The sequence below is a fragment of the Eubacterium segne genome (assembly GCF_014287775.1).
GTDB lineage: Bacteria > Bacillota > Clostridia > Lachnospirales > Lachnospiraceae > Eubacterium_G > Eubacterium_G segne.
Window position 1 is genome coordinate 124,218 of record NZ_JACOOZ010000002.1, and the last position, 24,014, is coordinate 148,231.

Sequence of the window (24,014 nt, forward strand, 5' to 3'; positions counted from 1 at the left end):
TTACCACCTGTTCTCAATAAGCTCATATGCCCATTGTTCTATTTCTAATATTTCACTTACTGAAGGATTTTCCTTAACCTTATGATTTTCCATACAATACTGTATAATATCAGTTATTTCCAAAAATCCTATTTTCCTATCAAGAAATTTCGCAACTGCTTTTTCATTTGCCGCATTAAATACTGTAGGCATTGAGCCTCCAATCCGTCCTGCCTCATATGCTAACTTTAATCCGATAAAATTATCTGTATCAGGATTTTCAAAGGTAATCCGGGCTATCTTTCCAAAGTCTACCCTGTCACCGGCTAAAAATCTTCTTTCCGGATAGTATAGTGCATACTGAATAGGCAGTCTCATGTCAGGTGTACCTAACTGTGCTATAATGGCACCGTCTTTAAACTGTACCATGGAATGAATAAGACTTTGTGGCTGGACTACTACCTGAATATCATCAAAATCCACGTCAAAAAGCCACTTTGCTTCAATTACCTCTAATCCCTTGTTAACCATTGTAGCTGAATCGATGGTAATTTTTCGTCCCATAGTCCAGTTAGGATGCTTAAGGGCATCTTCCACCTTTACATCCTTCATCTGTTCCCTTGTTCTTCCTCTAAAAGGTCCTCCGGAAGCAGTAAGTAATATTTTATCAATTTCTTTTCTGTTTTCACCGTTTAAGGACTGAAATATGGCACTATGCTCACTGTCTACAGGCAAAATTTTTACGCCATAATCCTTTGCTGCCTGAATTACCAGATGTCCTGCAGTAACCAGTGTCTCCTTATTTGCCAGGGCAATGTCCTTTCCTGCCTTTATTGCCTCTAATGTAGGACGTATACCAATCATTCCCACAAATGCCGTTACAACAATATCGGCGCCTTTGTATACTGCTGTCTCAATTAATCCGTCCATTCCTGCTACTACCTTTACGGAGGTATCAGCCACCGCTATCTTAAGATTAGCTGCCGCCTCTTCATTGTATACGCATACTATTTCCGGATGAAATTCCCTTATCTGTTCTTCTAATTTTTGTATATTTGAGCCTGCTGCAATGGCAACCACACGCAAATCATCATTGGCTCTTACAATGTCAAGAGTCTGAGTTCCTATGGAACCTGTAGAGCCTAAAATTGTAATATTTTTCATTAATTCTCCTTAAAAAATCTGTACCAAAATCCATATAACAGGTGCTACATATATAACACTGTCAAATCTATCCATTATTCCGCCATGTCCCGGAATAAGTCTTCCATAATCCTTTATATCATGATTTCTTTTAATAGCCGATGCTGTCAAATCTCCCACCATGGATATTAAAGCACCTACTGCACATATTACTGCAAAAACTATTACAGGATTATTTATTGTAATCTTATCTGCAAAAACTGAAGCATATACTGCCCCTAAAACTGCTGCACCAACAACTCCGCCTATAGCTCCTTCTATTGACTTTTTAGGGCTAAGCACCGGTGCCATTTTATGTTTTCCAAAGGCTACTCCTGCCAGGTAGGCACATGTATCACTGCCCCAGGAGCAAAGGAAAATAAGCCATACGGTATAAGCACCATTGTCTCCTGCCCTTACATTGTAAATATATGACAACATAACACCTGCATATAACATGCACATTATTGCATTGGAAATTTCCTCTGTCTTATATTTCGGGAACATAAATACATACTGTGCCAGAAGACACATAAGAAATACAATTATAAGTATAAGCATGTTTTGTGTTTTTCCCATGAACAAAAGCCCATAGTAGATAACTACTGCCACATATCCCGTAATTCCCGGAAGTTTTTTTTCAATTCCAAGAACCCTGTATAATTCGTATACTCCCACCAGTGATATTAACATATTAGCCACCAACAAAATTATTCCTCCGGGAATAATGGTTGCCAGAATAAGTGCCACTAACACTATTCCACTTAATAATCTTGTCAGAAAAGATTTATTTGCAAATTTACTTAAAATCATGGTTATGCCTTAACTCCTCCAAATCTTCTGTCTCTCTGGTTATACTTTACAATAGCCTTTTTCAATTCTTCCTTATCAAAATCCGGCCACAAAACATCCGTGAAATAAAATTCCGTATATGCTAACTGCCACAAAAGATAATTAGATAATCTTATTTCACCGCTGGTTCTGATAAGTAAATCCGGATCCGGTATTCCTGCCGTATCAAGATATGAACTAATAAGATTTTCAGATATATCCCGGGATTCTATAACTCCATCTTTGACATCCTGTGAAATTTTTGTAACAGCACGCCTTATTTCATCGCGGCTACCATAATTAATGGCAATAATAAAGTTAATTCCCTTATTATCCTTTGAACATTCTTCTAATTCATTAATTCTGTCAATAATATCATCATCTAATCTTGATTTATCACCTATGACTCTTACCTTCATGTCGTTTTTGTTGGCACGTTCAATACAGTCTTTTAAGTAATTTCTTAAAAGCTTCATTAATGCCTTAACTTCATCTTCCGGTCTGTTCCAGTTTTCCGTTGAAAATGCATACATTGTAAGATATTTAATTCCCATGTCATGAGCATCTTCAATTATTTTTTCCACATTTTTCGCCCCTGCTGCATGTCCTGCGTTTCTTGGAAGAAAACGCTTTTTCGCCCATCTTCCGTTTCCATCTAAAATAATTGCAACATGCTGTGGAATGTTAAGTCCCGTAATGTCTATTTTTTCAGCCATACATTATCCGCCTTTCACTAAATTAACCTATGTAAAACAATATCTTTGACAGTGCAAAGAATAGAGGAAACAATAGTCCCCTCTATTCTCTGTAAGTGTGTATAAGCACATATATTATACTGTCATTATCTCCTGTGACTTTGCATCTATGGCATCATCAATTTTCTTTACATATGCATCAGTAGATTTCTGAACATCATCCTGATATCCTTTAATTTCATCTTCTGATATTCCATCTTCCTTGCCTTTTTTCTTAACGGCTTCAATGGCATCTCTTCTAATGTTTCTTATGGCAACCTTAGCATTTTCGCCTTTTTTCTTGACATCTTTTACTAATTCTTTTCTTCTGTCCTCTGTAAGTTCAGGAAATACAAGACGTATAAGCTTTCCGTCATTAGTAGGTGTAAGTCCTAAATCAGATGCATTAATTGCTCTTTCAATATCCTTTAAGAGTGATGCATCCCAAGGCTGAATGCAAATCATCCTTGCCTCCGGAACAGATATGTTACCTACCTGCTGAAGAGGTGTGGGTGTTCCATAATAATCTACCTTAACTTTATCTAAGATATGAGGATTTGCTCTTCCTGCCCTGATTGTTGTGTATTCCTCTTTAAGATTGTCTAATGACTTCTCCATTTTATCTTCATATGTCATTAATAATTCTTCCATTTTATCTATTACTCCTTTAAAAATATGTTTTATTATACAGTTATTTTAGTGCCGATTTTTTCTCCTGATACGGCTTTATTTATACTGTCTTCTTCGTTAAGTCCAAACAAAAGCATTGGCATTTTATTTTCCATTGCCAAAACACTGGCTGCTAAATCAATAACACCTAATCTGTCATCAACTATCTTAGAAATAGGAAGTTCATCATATTTCTTTGCATCAGGGTTCTTAGCCGGGTCGCTGTCATATACACCGTCAATGGCCTTTGCTCCTAAGATACAATCTGCTTCAATTTCAATTGCTCTTAAAACCATGGTCATATCTGTTGAGAAATATGGATGTCCCGTTCCTCCTGCAAAGAACACAACCTTTCCATTATTTAAATCAGCTACTGCTTCATCCTTTGAGAAAAGCTTTGTCCATGTTCCACAGGCAAAAGGTGTATATACGTTAGTATCCATACCTTCTGTTCTAAAGATTTCTGATACATACATACAATTCATAATAGTAGCTAACATGCCTATTCCATCTGCCTTAGGTCTGTCAATCTTATTGCTTGTTCTTCCTCTCCAGAAGTTTCCGCCACCAATAACAATAGCTACCTGTACTCCTTTGTCCACAATAGTTTTAACCTGCTTTGCAACTGCCACACAGGTTTCTTCATCAAAGCCTGTTTTCTTATCACCTGCTAAGGCTTCACCACTTAACTTAAGTAAAACTCTATTCATTTTATGTTCCTCTTTTTTTCTGTTTTTATTAGTCGCAATAAGGTGCTTTATGCACAAACTGCTTCCAATTTTAATCTAGAACTAGAATAACATATAAAGTCAAAAAAATAAAGAAGTATCTTATTTTAAAATGGTTTTAAAATAGTTTAAATGGTTTAATAATCTTTTCTTTTAACTATATAGGTAGACAACATTATTCCACCTATATACATGGCAACACCTATTATAAATATCACAACAGCAACAACATTAATATGTTTTAAGATATACATAACTATATTTTCAAATTCTCCGCCCTTTAATAATGTATCCGAAAATGCACTTAACACACCCCAAAGCACCATTGTAGGTAAAATCAGAATTATCCTCTTTAATTGCGGGTTACCTGATGTTCCCATCCCATACAGTACGGTATTCATTATTGAATTATAAATAAATGGTACTCCTGCCGACAGCATAATTACTATAGGAATTTCCGGAAAACTTTTCCCTAATGTTTTTATCATAATTGCTGATAATATTGTTGCCAGCAGCATTTCCCAAACAACATAAAATACACCGGTTAAAAATCTTCCTGAAACCCTTTCAATTTCTTTTGCCGGCAGCATATTGTCAAAACCGCAGCCATTCTTTTGTTCATACGAAAACAATGACAAGGGTCCTACCATGGCTATTAATGACATGTATGAAAATATAGAATACACACTATCATTGTTTTTTCCCATTATAAAACCAATAGGTGCAAAAAACACTAAGGATAAAACCAGCACCATCTTTCCTTTTCTTAAATCATATTTAAAAAATTTAATTGCGTTTTTCATGTTGTCTCCTTTCCTTTATGCTGTGAAGCATAATCTGTGATATTTCCGGTTTTTCAATAACAAATCCTGAGCCTATTTTTTCTGCATCTTCTGTTTTTATAAGTGCTTCAAAGTTGTATGCTTTATGGTCAATTCCAATTAAATATTTAGAATTTTCACCGGTAATCTGCCCCGGTTCTCCCTTAACCAGCAAATAATCTTCTAGCATTTCATCCTTGGGCTTACTAACCAGAATTCTTCCCTCATCTATAAAGGTAATATAGTCTGCAATTTCTTCTAAATCACTAAGAACATGGGTTGAAAACAAAATACTTCTGCTACCATTTTCTATGTATTCCTGTAAATCATTTAACAATTCTTCTCTTACCACCGGGTCTAATCCGTTAGTTGCCTCATCTAAAATAAGCAGTTTTGAATCCCTGGAAAATGTCGCTGCAAACATTAGTTTTACCTTCATTCCCCTGGAAAAATAATCTATTTTCTGCTTTTCAGGCAAATTGTACTTCTTTATAAATGAATTAAACTTATCCTCATTAAATGTAGGATAAAAGTCCTTAAGAGTTTTTCGTATTACACTTATTTTGGCACTGGGATAAAAGAAGGATTCATCCCCTACAAAGGCAATACTTTCCTTGTATTTAACCGGATTTTCCTCATATGTAATTCCATCTACCTTAATGCTTCCTTCCTTGTACTTGCATATATGATTAATCATGTTAATGGTAGTGGTTTTCCCTGCACCGTTCTGACCTACATACCCCATTATGTATCCTGCCGGAATAGTCAGATTAATATTTTTAAGTTCAAATTTCTTATAACTTTTGTTTAAATTTTTTATTTCCAAAATATTATTCATTTTAATTTTCCTTTCTGTCATAAAGCATTTTTATTCCTGCCAGAATGAGTCCAGTATGTTTTGCAACTCTTCTTTTGCCAGACCAATGCTTTTGGCTGTTTCTACTGCCGTTTCTATTCCCTGTTCAATTCGTAAAAGGTATTGTTCCCTTATTATGCCGTTATCCTTTCTAAGCACCACGCTTCCTTTTCCCTGCATGGTAGCAATAAAGCCTTCCTGTTCTAAATCGTTATATGCCCTGGTGGTAGTAATAACACTAACTCCAATGTCCTTTGCAAGGCTTCTGATAGACGGTAACACCTCTCCTTCTTCTAACTGACCGTTTAAAATCTGTTCCTTAATCTGCTCCCTTATTTGAGCATAAATGGGCAATTCTGACTGATTTGATATAATTATCTTCATAAGTTACCTCCGTATTTCAATGCATTGTATACACTGTATATATTACATTATATACAGTATATACAATTTGTCAACGAATTTATACTATTTTGATTATTTTTGTTCTAATTTTTATAGTTTGATTTACTTCTGATTTACTTTTTGGTGATTTCAAAGATGTCATAACAGGTGATTTTTCTTTTTCAACATACTACTTTCCCTCCACTAAAAAAAGCGGTTGCAATTATAGCATGCCGCCTTCTTGTCCTCTTGCATTTCTAACAAATCTTCTGATTTTTTCGTAATCCTTCCCCATGCCATCACCCTTCTCCACACCTGATGATACATCTACACCGTCAGGCTTAACTGTTTTTATGGCTTCAGCCACATTGTCCGGAGTAAGTCCACCGGCTAATATAAACCATTTTTCACTTCTCTTAGTGTCCCTTATACTATTACAGTCAAATGTCCTTCCGCTTCCCGGTTCCGCCGCATCAAAAACAAAACCCTTTATACCTGAAATCTTGCTGTACTCATCATACATTTCCATATCATTTACATTAAATGCCTTTAGTACCGAAATGTCTGTTTTATCAAATATTCCTACGGGCATTTCTCCATGAATCTGTATATAATCAAAGCCTGCATTTTCAATTTCTTCAATCTGGTCAATAGTAGGGGATACAACCACAGCCACTGTTTTTATTTTGTCATCAAGAGTTTTCATGATTTCTTTGGCATTATCTATAGTAATATTTCTCTTACTTTTTTCAAAAAATAATACCATTCCCACCAAATCAATTTTCACCTTATTAAGATATTCTGTTTCATTAGCCGTTGTTATTCCACAAATTTTAATAATCGTTTTCTTACCTTTTATCCTATATATGAAAACATTTCTCTATGTTCTTATTTGAGCCAAGAACCAGCATATGACAACCTGCAGTTAACACCATATCAGGAGTAATATTTATATCCAGACGTCCGTCACGTCTAATTGCCATTATGTTTATACCAAAACGTCCTCTGATATCTATTGCACTTACTGTTTTGCCATCCCACTCATTAGGAATTTCAATTTCAAATATTGAGTATTCCTTCCCTAATTCAACATAGTCAAAAATATGGTCGGAAGTATATCTTATGGCACTCCATTTTGCCAACTGTCTTTCTGGATACACCACCTCATCTGCCCCGTTTCTTAACAAAAACTTTGCATGTACATCTCTTGCAGCTCTTGAAACAACCTTTTTTGCCCCTAATTCTTTAAGAAGTGATGTGGTTTCTAATGAACTTTGAAAATCATCACCGATACAAACCATACATACATCGTAATTTCCTACACCTAAAGATTTCAGGAATTCCTCATTGGTACTGTCACCAATTACAGCATTAGTTACAAAATCCAATACTGCATTTACTCTATCCTCTTTTTTATCTACTGCCATAACCTGATGCTTTAATTCATACAGATTTTCAGCGATATGTCTCCCAAATCGTCCAAGTCCTATTAACAAAATTGATTTCATAATCTTCTCCTATCCTACCATTATTTTTTCTTCCGGGAATTTTGCCACATCTTTTCTCTTACTTGATACTGTAGCAAAAATCACTGTGAGACCGCCAACTCTTCCAAACAGCATAAGCACTATAAGAACAATTCTCGAAATTACACCTGTATGAGGAGTTATTCCAAGAGTAACGCCTACCGTGCATACTGCAGAGGCCGACTCAAACAATGCATCAATAATATTAAATCCATCCACTGCACATATTATAATTCCACCCATAAGAAACAAAAAGCTGTAAAGCAGCATTATGGCTGCCGCACTTTTTATTACCTCTTCAGCAATTCTTCTCCTAAACAAATAAGGGGATGATTTTCTTCTAAACACCGATATTGCCGAAGCAAAAAGTACCGCAAGGGTAGTTATCTTCATTCCACCTGCAGTAGAACCTGTAGCACCACCTACCATCATTAACACAATCATAATTAACTGTCCTGCCCCGGAAACCTTAGTTAAATCCACGGTGTTAAATCCGGCAGTTCTAGGGGTAACTGTCTGAAATAGAGATGCCAATGCCCTGTCTGCCCCTGACATATGCCATTTTGCTCCTGAAAATTCACAAAAATAAAAATAAACAAAAGGAATAACTATAAGTCCTATGGTTGCTGACAAAATAACCTTGCTTTGCATTCTATACTTACTAAATTTAAATTTGTGTGTTCTAATATCATCCCAAGTCATAAAGCCTATTCCACCCAATAAAATAAGAAGCACAATAACTAAATTAATTACAATGTTGCCGGAAAAAGATGTAAGGGATGAATACTTTTCATTTATTCCCATAAGGTCGAATCCCCCATTGCAAAATGCTGATATTGAATGAAAAACCGAATACCATATTCCTTTAAGTGCCCCCATTTTAACGGCAAAAACAGGGTACATTAAAACCGCTCCCGTTAATTCAGTTACAAATGCCATTTTAATGATAAATCTTGTAAGCCTTACTATTCCCTCAAGCTTTGGTGCAGAAATTGCCTCCTGCATAACTGTTCTTTGCATAAGACCTATTTTTCTTCCTGACATGGTGGCAAAAGCTACCGCAATGGTAACTATTCCCATTCCACCTATTTGTATAAGGAATAATATCACTGCCTGTCCAAAGTCTGACCAATACGTCGCCGTGTCCTGAACTACTAATCCCGTAACGCAAACTGCCGATGTTGCCGTAAATAATGAGTCTAAAAAGGAAGCCCCTTCTCCACTACGTGTAGAACACGGTAGCATCAGAAAAAGACTTCCTATAATAATCACTCCTACAAATCCTAAAAGTATAAATTGTGCCGTTGATAAATGTATACGTCTCTTTTCCATAACTATCTCCTAATCATAAAAGATATTATACATCACCGGTATTTTTTTCACAACTCTATCTTTTGAAACTCCATACATCCCTTGAAAACAATATTAATATAGGGTATATTTCCAATCTGCCGGCTAACATATCTATTATTAATATTATTTTTGAAAAATCACTAAATAGTCCAAAATTACATGTAGGGCCTACCTGATCAAGTCCCGGACCTATATTGTTAAAGCAGGATAAAACAGCCGTAAAATTAGTAATAATTGAAAATCCATCCACTGCTATTAGCAAAAAGCTTCCAAAAATAATAATAAAATATGTTGCCACGTAAATATTGATTCCGCTAATTACTTTTTCATTTACAGCATTTCCATTGTTTCTTATAACTTCAACTTTATTTGGATTTAAGGTCTTTCTTATTCCACGTCGTATGCTCTTTAACAATAGCAACAACCTTCCACACTTAAATCCGCCGCCAGTACTACCTGCACATGCTCCAATCATCATTAACACAACTATTATTGATTTAGAAAACTCAGGCCATTTATCAAAATCTACAGTAGCAAAACCCGTAGTTGTAATTATACTGGCTACGGTAAAAGCTGCATGATGTAAAGCTTCCCCAATACTTCCAAACATATGGTAAATATTAATGGTTATAGCTGTAATGCTTGCAACAACCAATCCTAAATATAATCTAAGTTCCCCATCCTTTAACACTGTTTTAAATCTTCTTAACAAAAGAAGGTAATAACAACTGAAATTTACACCAAACAATAACATAAATATGGTGCAGACATTTTGAATGTAAGGACTATATCCTGCCATACTGTCATTTTTAATTCCAAATCCACCGGTTCCTGCTGTTCCAAATGCCGTACAGACTGAGTCAAACAACGATATTCCTCCTAACAGTAAAAATATTACATTCATTACTGTAAGTGCCATATATAACATATATAATATCATTGCCGTGTCACGCATTCTCGGTGCTAATTTTTCCACATTAGGCCCCGGGCTTTCAGCCCTTAATAGATGAAGAGTAAATCTGTTACTTCTTCCATTAGCCGGAGTAACTGCCAGCAAAAATACCAGAACTCCCATTCCACCTAACCAGTGACTGAAACTTCTCCAGTAAAGCATTCCTCTGGACATAGCTTCCACCTCAGGAAGAATTGAGGAACCTGTAGTGGTAAATCCTGATACCATTTCAAATAACGCATCAATAAAATGTGGAATTTCCCCTGATATATAAAAAGGGAGACATCCTAATAAACTAATGGCTATCCAGCTTAAACCTACACAGGCTAAACCTTCCTTTACAAAGAAACGCTGTTTTGCCTTTCTTCCCAAAACAAATAACAATGCTGATACAGCCATAATAATTAATATACTAAGGACAAAACTTATAAATGCCTTATACTCTTTGTCAAAGACACTTATTAACATTGCTGGTATCATAAAGACCGCTTCAACTGCCAATATTTTTGAGATGAAACGACCCATAACTTTATAGTTCATTATTACTTCCTTTCATTAATCAAAAATATCATTAAGCTTATGTATTACCGCATCTCCCGTAGCAACTACAATAACTGTATCTCCCACTTCAAACTTTGATTCACCATCAGGTATAACTGTTTTTCCTTTGTGAGTAATACATACAATAAGTACATTTTTTCTTACTTTTACATCTCTTAATGCCATTCCACAATTTTTAGTATGTTCGTCAGCTAAAAATTCCAAAGCTTCCACCTGTCCGTCAACTATACTATGAACTGAAATTGCCGCTCCTGTCTGTGCCTCTAATGCTCTTACATATCTTACTATGGTATTGCAGCACAATTCTTTAGGACAAACTACGCTTCCTATTTGCAAGCTGTCCTGTATATTACTTTTTTCAGTATGGGCAACCTTTGTAATAACCTTCGGCACTCCACTGCTTTTAGCATATAGGGAAATAATAATGTTAAGCTCGTCCATACCTGTTAAGGTAATTAATGCATCACAATTTTCTATTCCCTGACTTTCTAACATAGTTCTTCTGCTGGCATCACCATTGATAATAATTGTCTCCGGCAACATTTCCGCAAGATTTCTCGCTCTGTCGGGATCCTGTTCAATAATCTTTACAGACACTCCCGTTCCTTCTAGTTTCTTTGCCAAATAATAGCTTACTCTTCCACCACCACACAAAATTACATTTTTAATTTTATGGGTAATAATACCAAGATTTTTCAATAAAATACTCATATTGGTGCTTGGTGCAGTAACGTAAATACGGTCACCTTCCCTTAAAATAAAGTTACCATCCGGTGCCACAACAACACCATTTCTTCTAACTGCGCAAACCAGTATTTTACACTTAATTATTCCGTACAGTTCATTAAGGGAAACATCTTTAAGAACACTCTTTCCATCAATTTCTAATTCCACAATTTCAACTTTTCCCTTTGCAAAGGTATCTCTCTGTAAAAATCCCGGATATTTAAGCAATCTCTCTATTTCAATTGCTGCCTGCTTTTCAGGATTAACAGCCATAGATAACCCAAATTCTCCGCTCATGTTATAAATCTGTTCACTATATTCCGGATTTCTTATTCTTGCTATTGTATGTAATCTGTCATTCATCTTATGTGCTGTCATACAAGATAATAAATTAATTTCATCTGCTCCGGTAGCTGCAATAAGCAAGTCTGTTTTTTTGATTTCAGCCTTATCCAATACTGACATTAATGCACAGTTTCCCTGAATTGCCATAACGTCATATCTCTCTAAGCTTGCCTCTAATACCTTTGGATTGGAATCAATTAAAGTTAAATCACACCCTTCTGCTGACAATTTTCTAGTCAGAGTTGCGCCAACTTTTCCATCTCCGGCAATAATAATTCTCAATTATCTATCCTCCCATAAAAGAACATATAAACAAAGTTATTATAACCCTTATGTGCAGAAAATCAAGTAATGATTATTTCCATGGTATTTATATTTACTTTACATTCTTTCCTGCATTATATCTTGATAAATTAAAACTCCTTATTCCACCGTCTTTGTATTTTTCTAATTTCTTATAATACCTCTTTTTGTTTAAATATCGTGTCACCTTCTCATTTTTCTCATCCAAAACCGCCGGCACACTGTCTGCTGAAAGATTAATGATATAATCCATATCCACATAAATATTTATCTCATAAGGGTCATCATTTTTATTCTTATCCATAATATATTGACACTGGGATAAATTGTATTTAGCTATAATATAATCAACATGACTAAAGGACAAAAAATAAAACAACATATTACAACTGCCATTGAAAAGGAAAATAAATTTAATTCTTTATGGAAGTTTTTAATGACTAATCCCAGCATAACCATACTTATAACAACTAACAGCCACAATACAAAAATCCTTGAAAAAGTGAGACCATACTCTTCTATGTACATTTTCATTCTGTATCCGCTGGAAAATATCATTATAAATGTACACAGGCATATTACTCCCGAAACCACCTTCATGAATTTATTTATTTTTACAAATTCCATGGTAAGCAGTATAAAAACAACATTTACACCACTTAAAAACAACAGCTGGAAAAATCCCTGTCTGGCATATTGTGCATATGTATAGCCCTGAGGAAGACTGCCTCCATGACCAAATAGATATACCACCTGTATAGTGGCAAACATCACATAAACAACAGCTACCATTGACATAATTATATTAACGGGAAGTGCAGCCATCTTGTTTTCTTTTTCATTTATGTATACTTTTCCATTTTTCACATAAAAAGAAAATGCATATACCAGGGCATAAGATACAATTATCATAATTACTATTCCGGTTAAATTAAGAATAAGAGTATCTAATTTAAAAATTTTAACTATCATGTTTCTGAAAACACTATCTGCACTGGCTAAGATAATAGTTACCATCATTACAACAGGCAGAGCACAGCCTATACCAATTAATATATATTTTATATTATTATTGCGGTCTTTATCCATTTTTAATGCTTTTATTCCATGGGTAAAAGGCTTTGGCAGTTCTCCTATGCATCCCAATATACACTGGCACACAGCCATGGATTGAATGCACATCCCCAGTTTTTTTATGTCAATAAACATATATATCATATTTACTGCTATGGCTATGAAAATCACCATATAGTTAAAAAACAGAATAATCTGATTATCCGTAGTAAAATTTGAAATTCCAAGAAGTATGATTACACAATCATAAAAAATATTTATTGGCTTTTGCTTTTTTTCATATTTACGTGCCACATACGCAATATAAATTACCGTTGCCACTGTCCACAGCACATTGGTAATTCCCGAAAAATTCTTGTAAAGGCAAAAAGTAAGTACCACTGCATATATAAATGACGATAATCCCAGCACCTTAAAATCCTGTTTTTCTTTCTCTTCCATTTCTTTTCTCATATTATTTTCCATAAATTAATCCTCCACAAACTGTAATATATCTCCCGGCTGGCACTGTAAAACCTTACATATTTCATCTAATGTTGAAAAACGGATTGCTTTCGCCTTATTGTTTTTAAGAATAGATAAATTTGCCTGAGTTATTCCCACCTTTTGGGATAACTCCGTTAAGCCCATTTTCCTTTGTGCCATAACCACATCTAAATTTATTACTATAGCCATCGGGCACCTCCTATATTGTTAAATCATTTTCCAGTTTATAAGTTACGGCCTTGTCAAACACCTGTGCCAGTACACGGCTAAATAATCCTGCAATTATAAAAACCATCATTATCGCCATAGTGGCAAGGGTTATGTTAAATAGGCATTTCACTGCCATAAAAAATACAATTCCTACACTGTATATGGACATTTTTTTAAGACTTGTCACGTTATTTCTAACAAAGCAGTCATCTGCTATTACGGTTTTAAACATTTTTCTTAACTCCCATACAATCATAAGGGAAAATATTCCACAAAGTCCCAATACCACACTGTTTTGCCATATGTACTTTTCTATTCCCGGCTCCACATATTTTCCATATGTTTTCAGTAGAAAAGGTAATGTGGCTGTGATAAGTATTCCTAAAACAAACATAATATCAAGAACAGCCTTTGTAAATCTGGTAATATTTAACTTCATTTTGTCCTCCTTTTAAAGTTTTAATTTACTGGTATCCTTACAATTCATAATAATCCTCTAATGTATGAAAGTCAATATATTTTTATCGTTTTTCAATAAATAATTATTGATATTAGAAAAAAATTAACGGATTTACAACGTTTTTCTTTATTACTCAATCATGTTTTTGCACTAATAAAATACATTATTCCTGTATATACCAATAAAAATCCTCACAAAAAATAACAGCCTTCTAATATTTAGAAAAGCTGTTATTTTTTACTATAGATTATCTTTTTATTCTGAATGTAGCATACCGTCCCCTAGCCTTCACATCATAGTCCACATATATTCTATACTTTCCCGGTTGCAGGTCTTCTTTATTATATGCATATGTAAGATTATATGTTTTATATGCCGATGACTTTTTAGGAAGTACATACGCTATGCTATTAAAAGCCATTTTACCACCATGTCCATACTCAACTTTCCGCCATTTTCCATTAACATATTTTTTGATAAAGTATACCTCACCATAGTATTTTTCCCGGTTAGTTTTGTTAATGAACTTAACCTTCACCTTTACCGCTTTCTTTGTGCGTTTCACCTTAGCTACCTTTATATAGGCTTTAGGTTTCTTTTTTCTTTTAACCTTTTTCTTTTTTGTTGTGACAGTAACCTTTTTACCTACAGTATTATTTGCTGAAACATTCCATATTGGTGCCACTGTAGTTACCATGGTAATTACAAGCATTGTAACAATAAATTTTCTTATTTTATTCATCCACTGCTCTCCTTTCTTTCATTTCTATCTATAATAATCCTTAAAAATATTACTTTGTTAGTTGTTTACAAAATTTATTTTCACTGGTAAATTATACTGGTATTTATATTAAAGTTTAAGGAGCAAATATGATTAATTTAGATAAAACAAAAATTATTTTAGCATCCCAATCTCCCAGAAGATGCGAACTTATGAAACAGGCAGGTTTTGAATTTGAAATTATAAAATCAGAGGTTGATGAGAAAATCACCAAATCTATCCCCTCTGATATTGTAAAAGAACTTTCCCTTCAAAAAGCTGACGATGTTTTTAACAAGCTTATGTCACATATAGATTTTTCTCTTATGGCTTTTGAAGATTTGTCTTTTTTAGTTATCGGTGCCGACACTATAGTTACCAAAAACGGTAAAATAATGGGAAAGCCCAAAAACTTTGAAGAGGCTTTTTCAATGATTAAATCCATTCAGGATGCCACTCATGAAGTTTATACCGGAGTTACATTAATAAAATATGATTTTAATACAAAGCATAAAGAAATTCACTCATTTTTTGAATCTACAGATGTTACTTTATATCCTATGACAGACTTAGAAATAAGCAGCTATATTTCTACCGGAGATTGCTATGACAAAGCCGGAGGATACGGTATTCAGGGACAATTTGCCGTATATGTAAAAGGTATTAATGGAGATTATAATAATGTTGTGGGACTTCCAATTGCCCGCCTTTATCATGAGCTTAATTTAATGAAATAAAAAATCCCCTATAGCCATATTTAATTAAATTAATACGACTATAGGTGGTATTTTTATATTTTATTTGTTATACAACTGGAATTCGTATAGTCTTATTGTACCTGCACTATCTCCCGGATTAAATATTTTAATCTGAACGTAACGTGCTGTCTGTGTACCAATATTATATGATGAAACCGAATTATTGTTGTTATTTTGATAATCAACAGATGTCCATGTCTTTCCATCCTCTGATACCAATATTTCCCACTCTGATGCATTAGCAAAATTTTCTTTGCTTTGTGTATTGTATATTGTGTATGTATTAAACGTCTTCTTACTTCCTAAGTCAATTTTAACTGAATGCATTACACCGTTAAATGTTGATTCGGAAGAACTCCTTGAACACCATTTCGTATCAAGATTTCCGTCAATTAACTTTTCAGCTGCTTCATTTACATTTGTCTGACCTGATGTATGAAGAATTGACGCTCCACTACACAAGTTGGTTCCACTTGTAACAGCTGTATCCAGCTTTGCGGCTTTTTTTGAGCCATGAGTTTTAGAACCAATCATAGGATAAGTAGGCTTATCAACACCTGCTATTCCTTCTGTTATCCAGTTATCCTGATAATATCTGAATCCTGTAAATGCCCATGTACCATTCTTCAATTCTTCCACATATTTAAGACGAAGTGACTCAATACAGTCATATCCTGTTATCTGATATACCAGCTTGCTCCATGGTGTAGATGTGTCCTTTGGATTATCATCATACTTTGTTCCCTTATTTGTCTTTAACATATTATTTATGCTATCAATAAGTCCTAATTTTACAGTTCCGTCAGATGACTTAGTTGTAGGATATTTTGCATCCATATATGCAAAGAACCATTTGTTATTGCCATATGCCTGATATCCCCAGTCCTGAAGGGATGTATCACTTGCCTGGTATACCTGGACATTGTCTTCAGTTGCCCAATGGTAATAACGGAATCCACCATAGTTCGCCATATTTTCAACCCACCATGCTGGACCGGAAGATGTAACATTTCCGTACTGCTGTACTGCATGAGTAAGCTCGTGAGAGAAATATCCTATACCTACCGGATTAGAATTCATCCAGTCTACTGAAATTACAATGGAATTTCCCATAGTGTATGCAACTCCGTCATAACCCTTATCTGCTACTATAAACATTCTCTTAGGTTCTGAACCTGTTCCCCATCTTGTATACTGACGTGGATAAACCTGATAGAATAAATCCTTAAGGTTCTTCTTATAGTTTGTTGCAGTAACCTTATCCCAATCTCCTGTGAAAATAGCTTCGAACTCATTTTCCAATAATAATGCACATCCTTTTAAGCTAATTTCCGATAATTGGAATGAATTTCCATATCCTTCTGTTACTGTTAATTTAAAATGTTTATATGAGCCAACGTTATCTACAATGTATGTATAATCAGCATAATTTACATCCATTATTCCACTGTCATTTACCCTGTCAATTACATCCCAGTTATTTCCATCATTTGAGCCGTATAACACCCATGATTTCATTGAACGGTTCTTATATGTAGCGTTATCATTGGCAGTTGTTAAAGTATAACTATATAATGACGTACTTTCCTTCATTGTCCATGCTATTGAACATGGTGTTGCGGTATTGGTAAATAATTTTGTTGATGTATCACCGTCAAAAAGATTTTCAACACCTTCATTTCCATTATATCCTACAACAGTTGTAGCTGATGTGTTAATTCCACTTATATGGTCATCTAAATCAACACCAATGTTTTCTGTTTTCTGAACAACATCACCTTTTATGTATATTTCTGACAACTGTGAGCCGTAATACAACCTTCCATCATCACCACTGCTCTCAATTCTTAACATAAAGAACTGACATGCTTTCTGAGCATCAGTATCATATGAGTATCCTTTGTTATTTTCATGACCTATTCCACCATTGTCCACTGCATCAAGCTGTACCCAGTCAGTACCGTTTACAGAGCCTAACAATTTCCATTTATATGGATTTCTATGTGGATAAGTAGCTGCATCACCTGCTGTTACTAATGTGTAATTTCTGATTATGGTAGCACGTTTCATTTTCCATGCGATGGAAATAACCGGTGCATCCCCTGTAAAGAATTTTGTATTTACATTTCCATCAAACAAATTATTTATTCCTTCATTGTTAGAAGTATTTCCTTTTGTAGATGAAAATTCCGTATCAATTCCGTCAATATATTTATTAAGGGAAATATTTGATGCCACCTCAGCATCAGCACCTTCACTTTGAACTCCCGGTTTCTTATATGTAGTACGATCTACTTCAGCCTTTGTAGTTGTTTCCTCAGGCTTTGCTGTAGTCTCCGGTTCTGTCGGTTTCTCAGTAGGTGCCACTGTAGTATTTTCCTCAGCCTCTGCTGTAACAATAGTATTTCTGTTCATATAATCCACCTTCTTATATGAACTGTCTACAACAGAAAGAATACTATCATACAGATACTCATGACCTCTCATATTACTCATAAGATTTCTGTTATAAAGTTTTCCTGCTACGTCATATACAGACATTGTGCTTATATTGCTATAAACATAACTGCCATCTTTTAATTTAGCATATGCCCTTACACTTATGCCCTGTTTATAAAACTCTGCATTTTTTATAAATTCCATTGTAAGACAGTAGCTTTTTGCATTATCCAATGAACTGTACTTTTTGCCTGTCTCTCCCAATGGTGTTGCTGCATATGAATGAACTGTAGTATTTGAGCTTCCTACTATCATTTCATCTTCTGAAACCGAATCGGTAAGTCCGTATACCAATCCTATTTCATCTGTTTTATCTGTTTCCGATACAGAGTAAATGGTTCTAAATGCTTCTAACATTGCACTTATCTGAAAACCATTTATTTCAAGTTTAACATTACCCGATGCATACACATCTTTAGGCATAGTTATTGGCTGAACCAATAGCACTAACGCCAAAACAAAAGATATCATTGCTTTAAATTTCTTTTTTATCGACTCTTTTTTCATAATACCTCCTATTGATATTTTAATATATTAATTTAATTATTGTTTGTTTTTTTGTATTTTTCAAGTATCACTATTTTTTATTACGGTTCTATTTTTATAACATCAATTGATATTATTTACGCTTATAAGTTCTGAAATAATACTCCAAATCGAAATAAGTATTTTCTTCACTTTCTTCAACCATTTCCCATTCATCCGGCATTTCATCTAAATTAGGTATGAAAGTGTCTGCTGCATATTCATAGTTAACATAAGTAACATATGCAGTATCACAGTATGGAAGCATCTGTTTATAAATGCTTCCTCCACCAATTACAAATACATCTTCAGTATTGTATTTTTTAGCTTCCTCTAATGCCTCTTCTATAGAATAAACCACTGTAGCCCCGTCTACCTTGTAATCTTTTTCAAGAGCAATTACAATGTTCACCCTATTTTTTAATGGTTTTGAATTAGGAAAACTTTCTAATGTATTTTTTCCCATAATAACAACTTTTCCTGTTGTTGTTTCCCTGAAAAATTTCATATCATCAGGTATGCTTACAAGTAAATCATTTTTGTAGCCTATAGCCCAATTCTTATCCACTGCAACAATTAAATTCATTTTGTTCCTCCTAAACTGCAACAGGTATTTTTATCTGTTCACCTGTAACATAATCTTCTAATTTTAAATCATCTACCGTAAAATCATAGAAATTCTTAATTTCAGGATTTATCCACAATTTTGGTGCCGGATGCTGCTCTCTGCTGATTAATTCCTCAACTAAAGGAACATGTCTGTCATAAATATGAGCATCAGCTATTACATGGACAAATTCTCCCACCTCCATGTCATTTACCTGAGCCAATATGTGAACCAAAGCTGCATACTGACAAACATTCCAGTTATTTGCAGTAAGTACATCCTGGGAACGCTGATTTAACATACCGTTTAATACAAGTTTCCCTGTTTCTTTATTTTTCGTTACGTTAAAAGTCATGCTGTATGCACATGGATATAAATTCATTTCAGACAAATCCTGATGTACATAAATGTTTGTAAGTATTCGTCTGCTGTAAGGATTGTTCTTTAAATCATAAAGAACTCTGTCTACCTGATCCATATCGCCTTCCTTATAGTGATGCTTAACACCTAACTGGTAGCCATATGCCTTACCTATTGAGCCGTTTTCATCAGCCCATGCATCCCATATATGGCTGTTTAAATCATTTACATTGTTAGATTTTTTCTGCCATATCCACAGCAACTCATCTAAGCAGTTTTTGAAACCTGTTTTACGAAGAGTTATTGCCGGAAATTCCTTCTTTAAATCATATCTGTTTACAACCCCGAATTTCTTTATGGTATATGCAAAAGTACCGTCCTCCCACTTTGGTCTGACCTTTTCACCCTTTGTGTCTATACCGTTATCAAGAATATCTCTGCACATATCAACAAATACTTTATCTGCGTAACTCATTAACTTCTCCTCTTATTTCTTCTTTACCTTAACTGTCTTAACCTTAGACCAGCTGCCATATTTCTTTGATTTACCTGTTTTACGGTATGCTCTTGCCTTAATATAATATGTTTTTTTAGCATTAAGTTTCTTTATTACAGCCTTATTTTTCTTAGTATTAACAGTTTTAGTAACCTTCTTTCCAAATTTCTTTGATGTAGAATACTTAATCTGATATCCGGTAGCTGTACCTGCCTTTTTAAGGGTAAGTTTTATGCTCCTGTTGTTTTTAGCCCTTACCGCCTTCGTAATGGATGTCTTTCCCGGTTTTATATATATATCAGTATACTCTGCCTTTACACTTGCCGTGATTTTTGCCGGTAAGTCATATGCTCTTGCAGTATATACATAACCGGTTTTGCCCTTCTTAACAGATTTTCCATTAACTATGAACTGGCTTATATTAAGTTTCTTATCCATTACTGCTGCTTTCAAGGTAACTGTATCTCCCGGCAGATAATAACCCGTACCTTCTACATAAGCACCAAACTCAGATGTATCTTCAACATAAACCGCACCGGAATCTATCGGAATACATAATATCTTTGCATCATCCTCATAATCATCTTCATCATAAAAATCTTTATTTGACAGCTTGCTTTTATTAGACCCAAATTCTTTACCGTCGTCATCAGCCATTGCAAAACCATATACAACGTATAATTTATCTCCAGCCGTTGTGGCATATAAATTATCAAATTCAAGATTTGATGCATTAAGTGCATACTTTGAAGTAATAAACTTATCCTTTGCAATATCATATGTGAAGGTATCACCCAATGAATCTACACGTAGGTTTGTATAAATAATTCCACCTTTCACCAGACCAATTTCACCCATTATAACAGCAAACTTTTTATTTCTGCCCTCAATTATCTTAGTATCAATTGATTTACCGATATTTGCTTTTGACTTTGTCCACTTTGTTCCATCATATATTAAGTTATAAGGTGCATTCATTGTACCGTCTGAACCTAATGTAACAATAAGCTTCTTTCCAACCTGCATAGCCCTTGAGTATGCCCTGCCTTCCGATAAACTCTCTGTGACAGACCACTTTTTAGACGTTGTCGAATACTTCATTACAGTTTTTGAAAAATTATCATTTTCATCAACACCACCCATTAAATATAGTTCACCATTATATGCAGCCAGTATAACGCCACTTAATTCTTCTTTTTCCTTAGGCATATTAGCAAGCTTTTTCCAACCTTTTTCATCATCATAATATGATAAAATGGTATTTTGTGCGAACCCTTGATCAAGCGTTATACAGCCGTACACAACTCCATTAGAGCATACATAATCTGTTTCACTATAAACATTAGCATCTGCAACATTCTCATATTCTTTTCCGAAAACATCCGGTGTAAATGTAAATCCACCACCCCTCCAGAAAAATTCGTCCTTGCCTGTCTCATCATCTTTATACGTCATCCCTACTGACACTGAACCTGTGCTGTCAATATAAACCAAATTTCCGCCATTAGAAATCATTTGTCCGCCATTTAAATCCGCCTCCACAGACGGGCCTTTAGTAAAAGCACTGCCGGTAGCAAAGAAGCACTCTTTTTCATAGGTTCGGTCACCTTTAATCAGTTTTACCTTTAATGACTTATTCTGATATGATTTACCATCAACAACAATTGTTTTACCATTGTTATAAATTACATTTATTTTCTTATCATTAATATATACCTCAGCATTGTCAGTATAATATCCTGATATTTCTATCTGTTTTTTGCCATTAAGTAAAACCTTATCTATAGTCATGCCCGGTTTTCCTATTTTAGATAAATCAAGTGCACCACCTGTTGATATTTTTCCCTTGAAATTATCGTTATTTCTTGTGCTTCCTAAAATTCTTGCCTTTATCTGAAGAGCATTTTCATTTGTATATGCATTAGCCACTGCTGCAACAGCACCTGTAACATATGGAGTAGCCATAGATGTTCCATTGTAATAATCATACATACCAAATTCATCCGGTGATACATTTTCCCTGCTTATGCCCCAATTGTCTACATAAACAGCAAAATCCCCTTCCTCATATGAGCTAACACATAACAATATTACATGTTGTTCATCTTTTTTGCTCTTTGATGATACCTCTCCTGAAAGATGAGACCAGTAATTACCGTTTTCATCTATATAAGCACTGGCAAACACTCCATCTTCAAGAGTATCTAAATCACTTATATCCACTTTTCCGTTTTTGTCTAATTTACAATCTATGGCATAAATTACCGAATCGTTACCAACTAACCAGTCATCATTTGTTGCCTTTGGACCACTTACCTTAACCATAACACTGGCTGATGTACCTGTATCTGATGACTTCATTGTATATGGAAGGCACATAAAATACATTCCATCTTTCTGTGCACCTTTTATTTCCCATTTAAGTGATTTGTTGTTATAAGACTTTTCTCCAAAATACTCACTATTTGTAGTTGATACATTCATAGTTCCATCAGATTCACTTAATGTTCCGTAAGCCACTTCATTATTTTCAGGCGTAGCTACCATCTTTCCTTCTTCATTAAAAACATTCAAAATGCTTTCATTATCAAAATTAACATATGTACTACATAATTTATCTTTGTTATCATATATTCCCGGATTAAAGCAATTATATGAAACTGTTGATAATATATCAGTTCCCGGAGCAGCTATATCTACCGATTCAGTTCCATAGTTTGAAAATCCTGCCAATTCATCTTTTTCATTCGACGCTGCAACAGAAATGATATATGGGCTGTCTATTGTTGAAGGATAGTTATCCATTAAATTTTTATCATTATCAGAGTTGTCATTTCCTGCTGCACATACAGATATAGCACCTTTCTTTCCTACAAGCTCAATAAGATTTTTTATAATTTCATCTTCTTCATCTGCTGAGCCACCCCAGGAATTATTTACAGCTACTACATTTACACCTAACTGCTGTGCCTTGTAAATATAATTGTACGCTCCTATGGCACCCATTCCACTTCCGCTGCCTTCTTCATTGAGAATTTTAAGTGCCATTACTTTTATATTGTTACTTTTAGCAATTCCGGCAATTCCAACTCCATTATTTGATTTTCCTGCCGCAATTCCGGCACAATGTGAACCATGACCGTTATCATCCATAGGGTCTGTGTCATAATTAACAAAATCATAGCCGTGCTCACCATATAATTTTCTGTTGTTATAAGGATTATTCCAAACAATATCTTTTAAATCTTCATGTTGGTAATTAATACCGGTATCAACTATTGCAATTACTCTTTCCTTATTGTCCTTATTATCTAACAATGGTGTGTCTGCATTTACATCAATGCCCTCTGTACCGTTATTCTGTCCCTTATTGTCAAGTCCCCACAAATACTTATAGTAACTGTCATTGTAGTCTGATGCTTTTATTTTATAATTTGGTTCAGCATATTTAACGTTACTTTTCCTTTTTAAGATACTAATTAATTCCTTGGTACTATACTTATCAGACTTAACTAATGACACTGAAAATCCATTGTCACTAACCTTGTCAGCCGATTTTGCATTAACTGATGTATCTGAATTAAAAACATATGTTTCTACAACTTCCATATCATCATCTGCAATGTTGCTGCCGGCACTTCTTGTTGACGTTTTAGTGTTTCCATACATAACAATAGCCTGACCTTCAACATAATTTCTGCTGCTCTTTACTGCTTTTTTCTCTTTGGTTACTTTCAAACTTTGATTTGCCATAGTTGGCACTGCCGTACATGTCAAACACATTGCAAGGGTCAATGCCATGGCTTTCTTCGCCATTCTTTTCATATTC

General features: G+C 34.6%; 21 protein-coding genes and 1 pseudogene. 1 reads left to right on the forward strand and 21 read right to left on the reverse strand.

What is annotated here, in order from left to right; genetic code table 11:
* From H8S00_RS02955 to H8S00_RS03040, 17 genes and pseudogenes are all read right to left on the reverse strand, one after another.
* Positions 1 to 1,143: a 1-deoxy-D-xylulose-5-phosphate reductoisomerase gene (locus H8S00_RS02955; RefSeq protein ID WP_021953369.1), complete on the reverse strand. Its 1,143-nt coding sequence runs from the start codon at positions 1,141 to 1,143 to the stop codon at positions 1 to 3.
* 9 nt (positions 1,144 to 1,152) lie between these two features.
* Complete coding sequence (locus tag H8S00_RS02960) at positions 1,153 to 1,974, reverse strand: phosphatidate cytidylyltransferase (RefSeq protein ID WP_186839968.1); 822 nt, start codon at positions 1,972 to 1,974, stop codon at positions 1,153 to 1,155.
* A 2-nt stretch (positions 1,975 to 1,976) separates the two neighbouring features.
* Entirely contained in the window at positions 1,977 to 2,708 is a 732-nt protein-coding gene (uppS, locus tag H8S00_RS02965) for an undecaprenyl pyrophosphate synthase (protein WP_021953371.1), read from the reverse strand.
* A gap of 114 nt (positions 2,709 to 2,822) precedes the next feature.
* Positions 2,823 to 3,377: a ribosome recycling factor gene (frr, locus tag H8S00_RS02970; protein ID WP_021953372.1), complete on the reverse strand. Its 555-nt coding sequence runs from the start codon at positions 3,375 to 3,377 to the stop codon at positions 2,823 to 2,825.
* 32 nt (positions 3,378 to 3,409) lie between these two features.
* Positions 3,410 to 4,105, reverse strand: coding sequence for a UMP kinase (gene pyrH, locus H8S00_RS02975; protein ID WP_021953373.1), 696 nt, complete (start codon positions 4,103 to 4,105; stop codon positions 3,410 to 3,412).
* Between the two features lie 155 nt (positions 4,106 to 4,260).
* On the reverse strand, positions 4,261 to 4,926 hold the full coding sequence (locus H8S00_RS02980; RefSeq protein ID WP_186839969.1) for an ABC-2 transporter permease: 666 nt from the start codon (positions 4,924 to 4,926) through the stop codon (positions 4,261 to 4,263).
* The gene (locus H8S00_RS02985) at positions 4,910 to 5,782 is read right to left on the reverse strand and encodes an ABC transporter ATP-binding protein (protein ID WP_186839970.1); all 873 of its coding nucleotides are present in this window, start codon (positions 5,780 to 5,782) and stop codon (positions 4,910 to 4,912) included. The genes H8S00_RS02980 and H8S00_RS02985 overlap by 17 nt, the downstream gene beginning before the upstream one ends.
* A gap of 30 nt (positions 5,783 to 5,812) precedes the next feature.
* A complete protein-coding gene (locus H8S00_RS02990; protein ID WP_186839971.1) occupies positions 5,813 to 6,184 on the reverse strand; it encodes a GntR family transcriptional regulator in 372 nt (123 codons plus the stop codon).
* 223 nt (positions 6,185 to 6,407) lie between these two features.
* Positions 6,408 to 7,052 (reverse strand): phosphoribosylanthranilate isomerase, encoded by a 645-nt coding sequence (locus H8S00_RS02995; protein ID WP_186840039.1) that lies wholly within the window; start codon positions 7,050 to 7,052, stop codon positions 6,408 to 6,410.
* Positions 7,045 to 7,692 (reverse strand): potassium channel family protein, encoded by a 648-nt coding sequence (locus tag H8S00_RS03000; RefSeq protein ID WP_021953374.1) that lies wholly within the window; start codon positions 7,690 to 7,692, stop codon positions 7,045 to 7,047. The genes H8S00_RS02995 and H8S00_RS03000 overlap by 8 nt, the downstream gene beginning before the upstream one ends.
* 9 nt (positions 7,693 to 7,701) lie before the next feature.
* Positions 7,702 to 9,042 (reverse strand): TrkH family potassium uptake protein, encoded by a 1,341-nt coding sequence (locus H8S00_RS03005; RefSeq protein WP_186839972.1) that lies wholly within the window; start codon positions 9,040 to 9,042, stop codon positions 7,702 to 7,704.
* A 55-nt stretch (positions 9,043 to 9,097) separates the two neighbouring features.
* Complete coding sequence (locus tag H8S00_RS03010) at positions 9,098 to 10,555, reverse strand: TrkH family potassium uptake protein (RefSeq protein ID WP_186839973.1); 1,458 nt, start codon at positions 10,553 to 10,555, stop codon at positions 9,098 to 9,100.
* A 15-nt stretch (positions 10,556 to 10,570) separates the two neighbouring features.
* Positions 10,571 to 11,929, reverse strand: a complete 1,359-nt coding sequence (trkA, locus tag H8S00_RS03015; RefSeq protein WP_186839974.1) for a Trk system potassium transporter TrkA — start codon at positions 11,927 to 11,929, stop codon at positions 10,571 to 10,573.
* Between the two features lie 94 nt (positions 11,930 to 12,023).
* A pseudogene (locus H8S00_RS03025) lies at positions 12,024 to 13,489 on the reverse strand (DUF4153 domain-containing protein).
* Positions 13,490 to 13,492: 3 nt separating this feature from the next.
* Positions 13,493 to 13,699 carry a helix-turn-helix domain-containing protein gene (locus H8S00_RS03030; protein ID WP_021953379.1) on the reverse strand — a complete coding sequence of 69 codons (207 nt, stop codon included), beginning with the start codon at positions 13,697 to 13,699 and terminating at the stop codon, positions 13,493 to 13,495.
* A gap of 10 nt (positions 13,700 to 13,709) precedes the next feature.
* On the reverse strand, positions 13,710 to 14,159 hold the full coding sequence (locus H8S00_RS03035) for a DUF2975 domain-containing protein (RefSeq protein WP_118588961.1): 450 nt from the start codon (positions 14,157 to 14,159) through the stop codon (positions 13,710 to 13,712).
* 268 nt (positions 14,160 to 14,427) lie between these two features.
* A complete protein-coding gene (locus tag H8S00_RS03040; protein ID WP_118588960.1) occupies positions 14,428 to 14,922 on the reverse strand; it encodes an immunoglobulin-like domain-containing protein in 495 nt (164 codons plus the stop codon).
* Positions 14,923 to 15,050: 128 nt separating this feature from the next.
* On the opposite strand from H8S00_RS03040, the gene H8S00_RS03045 reads away from it, so the two are divergent.
* Entirely contained in the window at positions 15,051 to 15,677 is a 627-nt protein-coding gene (locus H8S00_RS03045) for a nucleoside triphosphate pyrophosphatase (RefSeq protein ID WP_186839977.1), read from the forward strand.
* A 60-nt stretch (positions 15,678 to 15,737) separates the two neighbouring features.
* On the opposite strand, the gene H8S00_RS03050 is transcribed toward H8S00_RS03045, so the two are convergent.
* The 4 genes from H8S00_RS03050 to H8S00_RS03065 all read right to left on the reverse strand — a co-directional run bounded on the left by H8S00_RS03050 (position 15,738) and on the right by H8S00_RS03065 (position 24,010).
* Positions 15,738 to 18,704: a discoidin domain-containing protein gene (locus H8S00_RS03050; protein ID WP_186839978.1), complete on the reverse strand. Its 2,967-nt coding sequence runs from the start codon at positions 18,702 to 18,704 to the stop codon at positions 15,738 to 15,740.
* A 112-nt stretch (positions 18,705 to 18,816) separates the two neighbouring features.
* Positions 18,817 to 19,308, reverse strand: coding sequence for a dihydrofolate reductase (locus H8S00_RS03055; RefSeq protein ID WP_186839979.1), 492 nt, complete (start codon positions 19,306 to 19,308; stop codon positions 18,817 to 18,819).
* Between the two features lie 10 nt (positions 19,309 to 19,318).
* Complete coding sequence (gene thyA / locus H8S00_RS03060; RefSeq protein WP_021953385.1) at positions 19,319 to 20,164, reverse strand: thymidylate synthase; 846 nt, start codon at positions 20,162 to 20,164, stop codon at positions 19,319 to 19,321.
* A gap of 12 nt (positions 20,165 to 20,176) precedes the next feature.
* Positions 20,177 to 24,010 carry a S8 family serine peptidase gene (locus H8S00_RS03065; RefSeq protein WP_186839980.1) on the reverse strand — a complete coding sequence of 1,278 codons (3,834 nt, stop codon included), beginning with the start codon at positions 24,008 to 24,010 and terminating at the stop codon, positions 20,177 to 20,179.
* Positions 24,011 to 24,014: the final 4 nt, after the last annotated feature.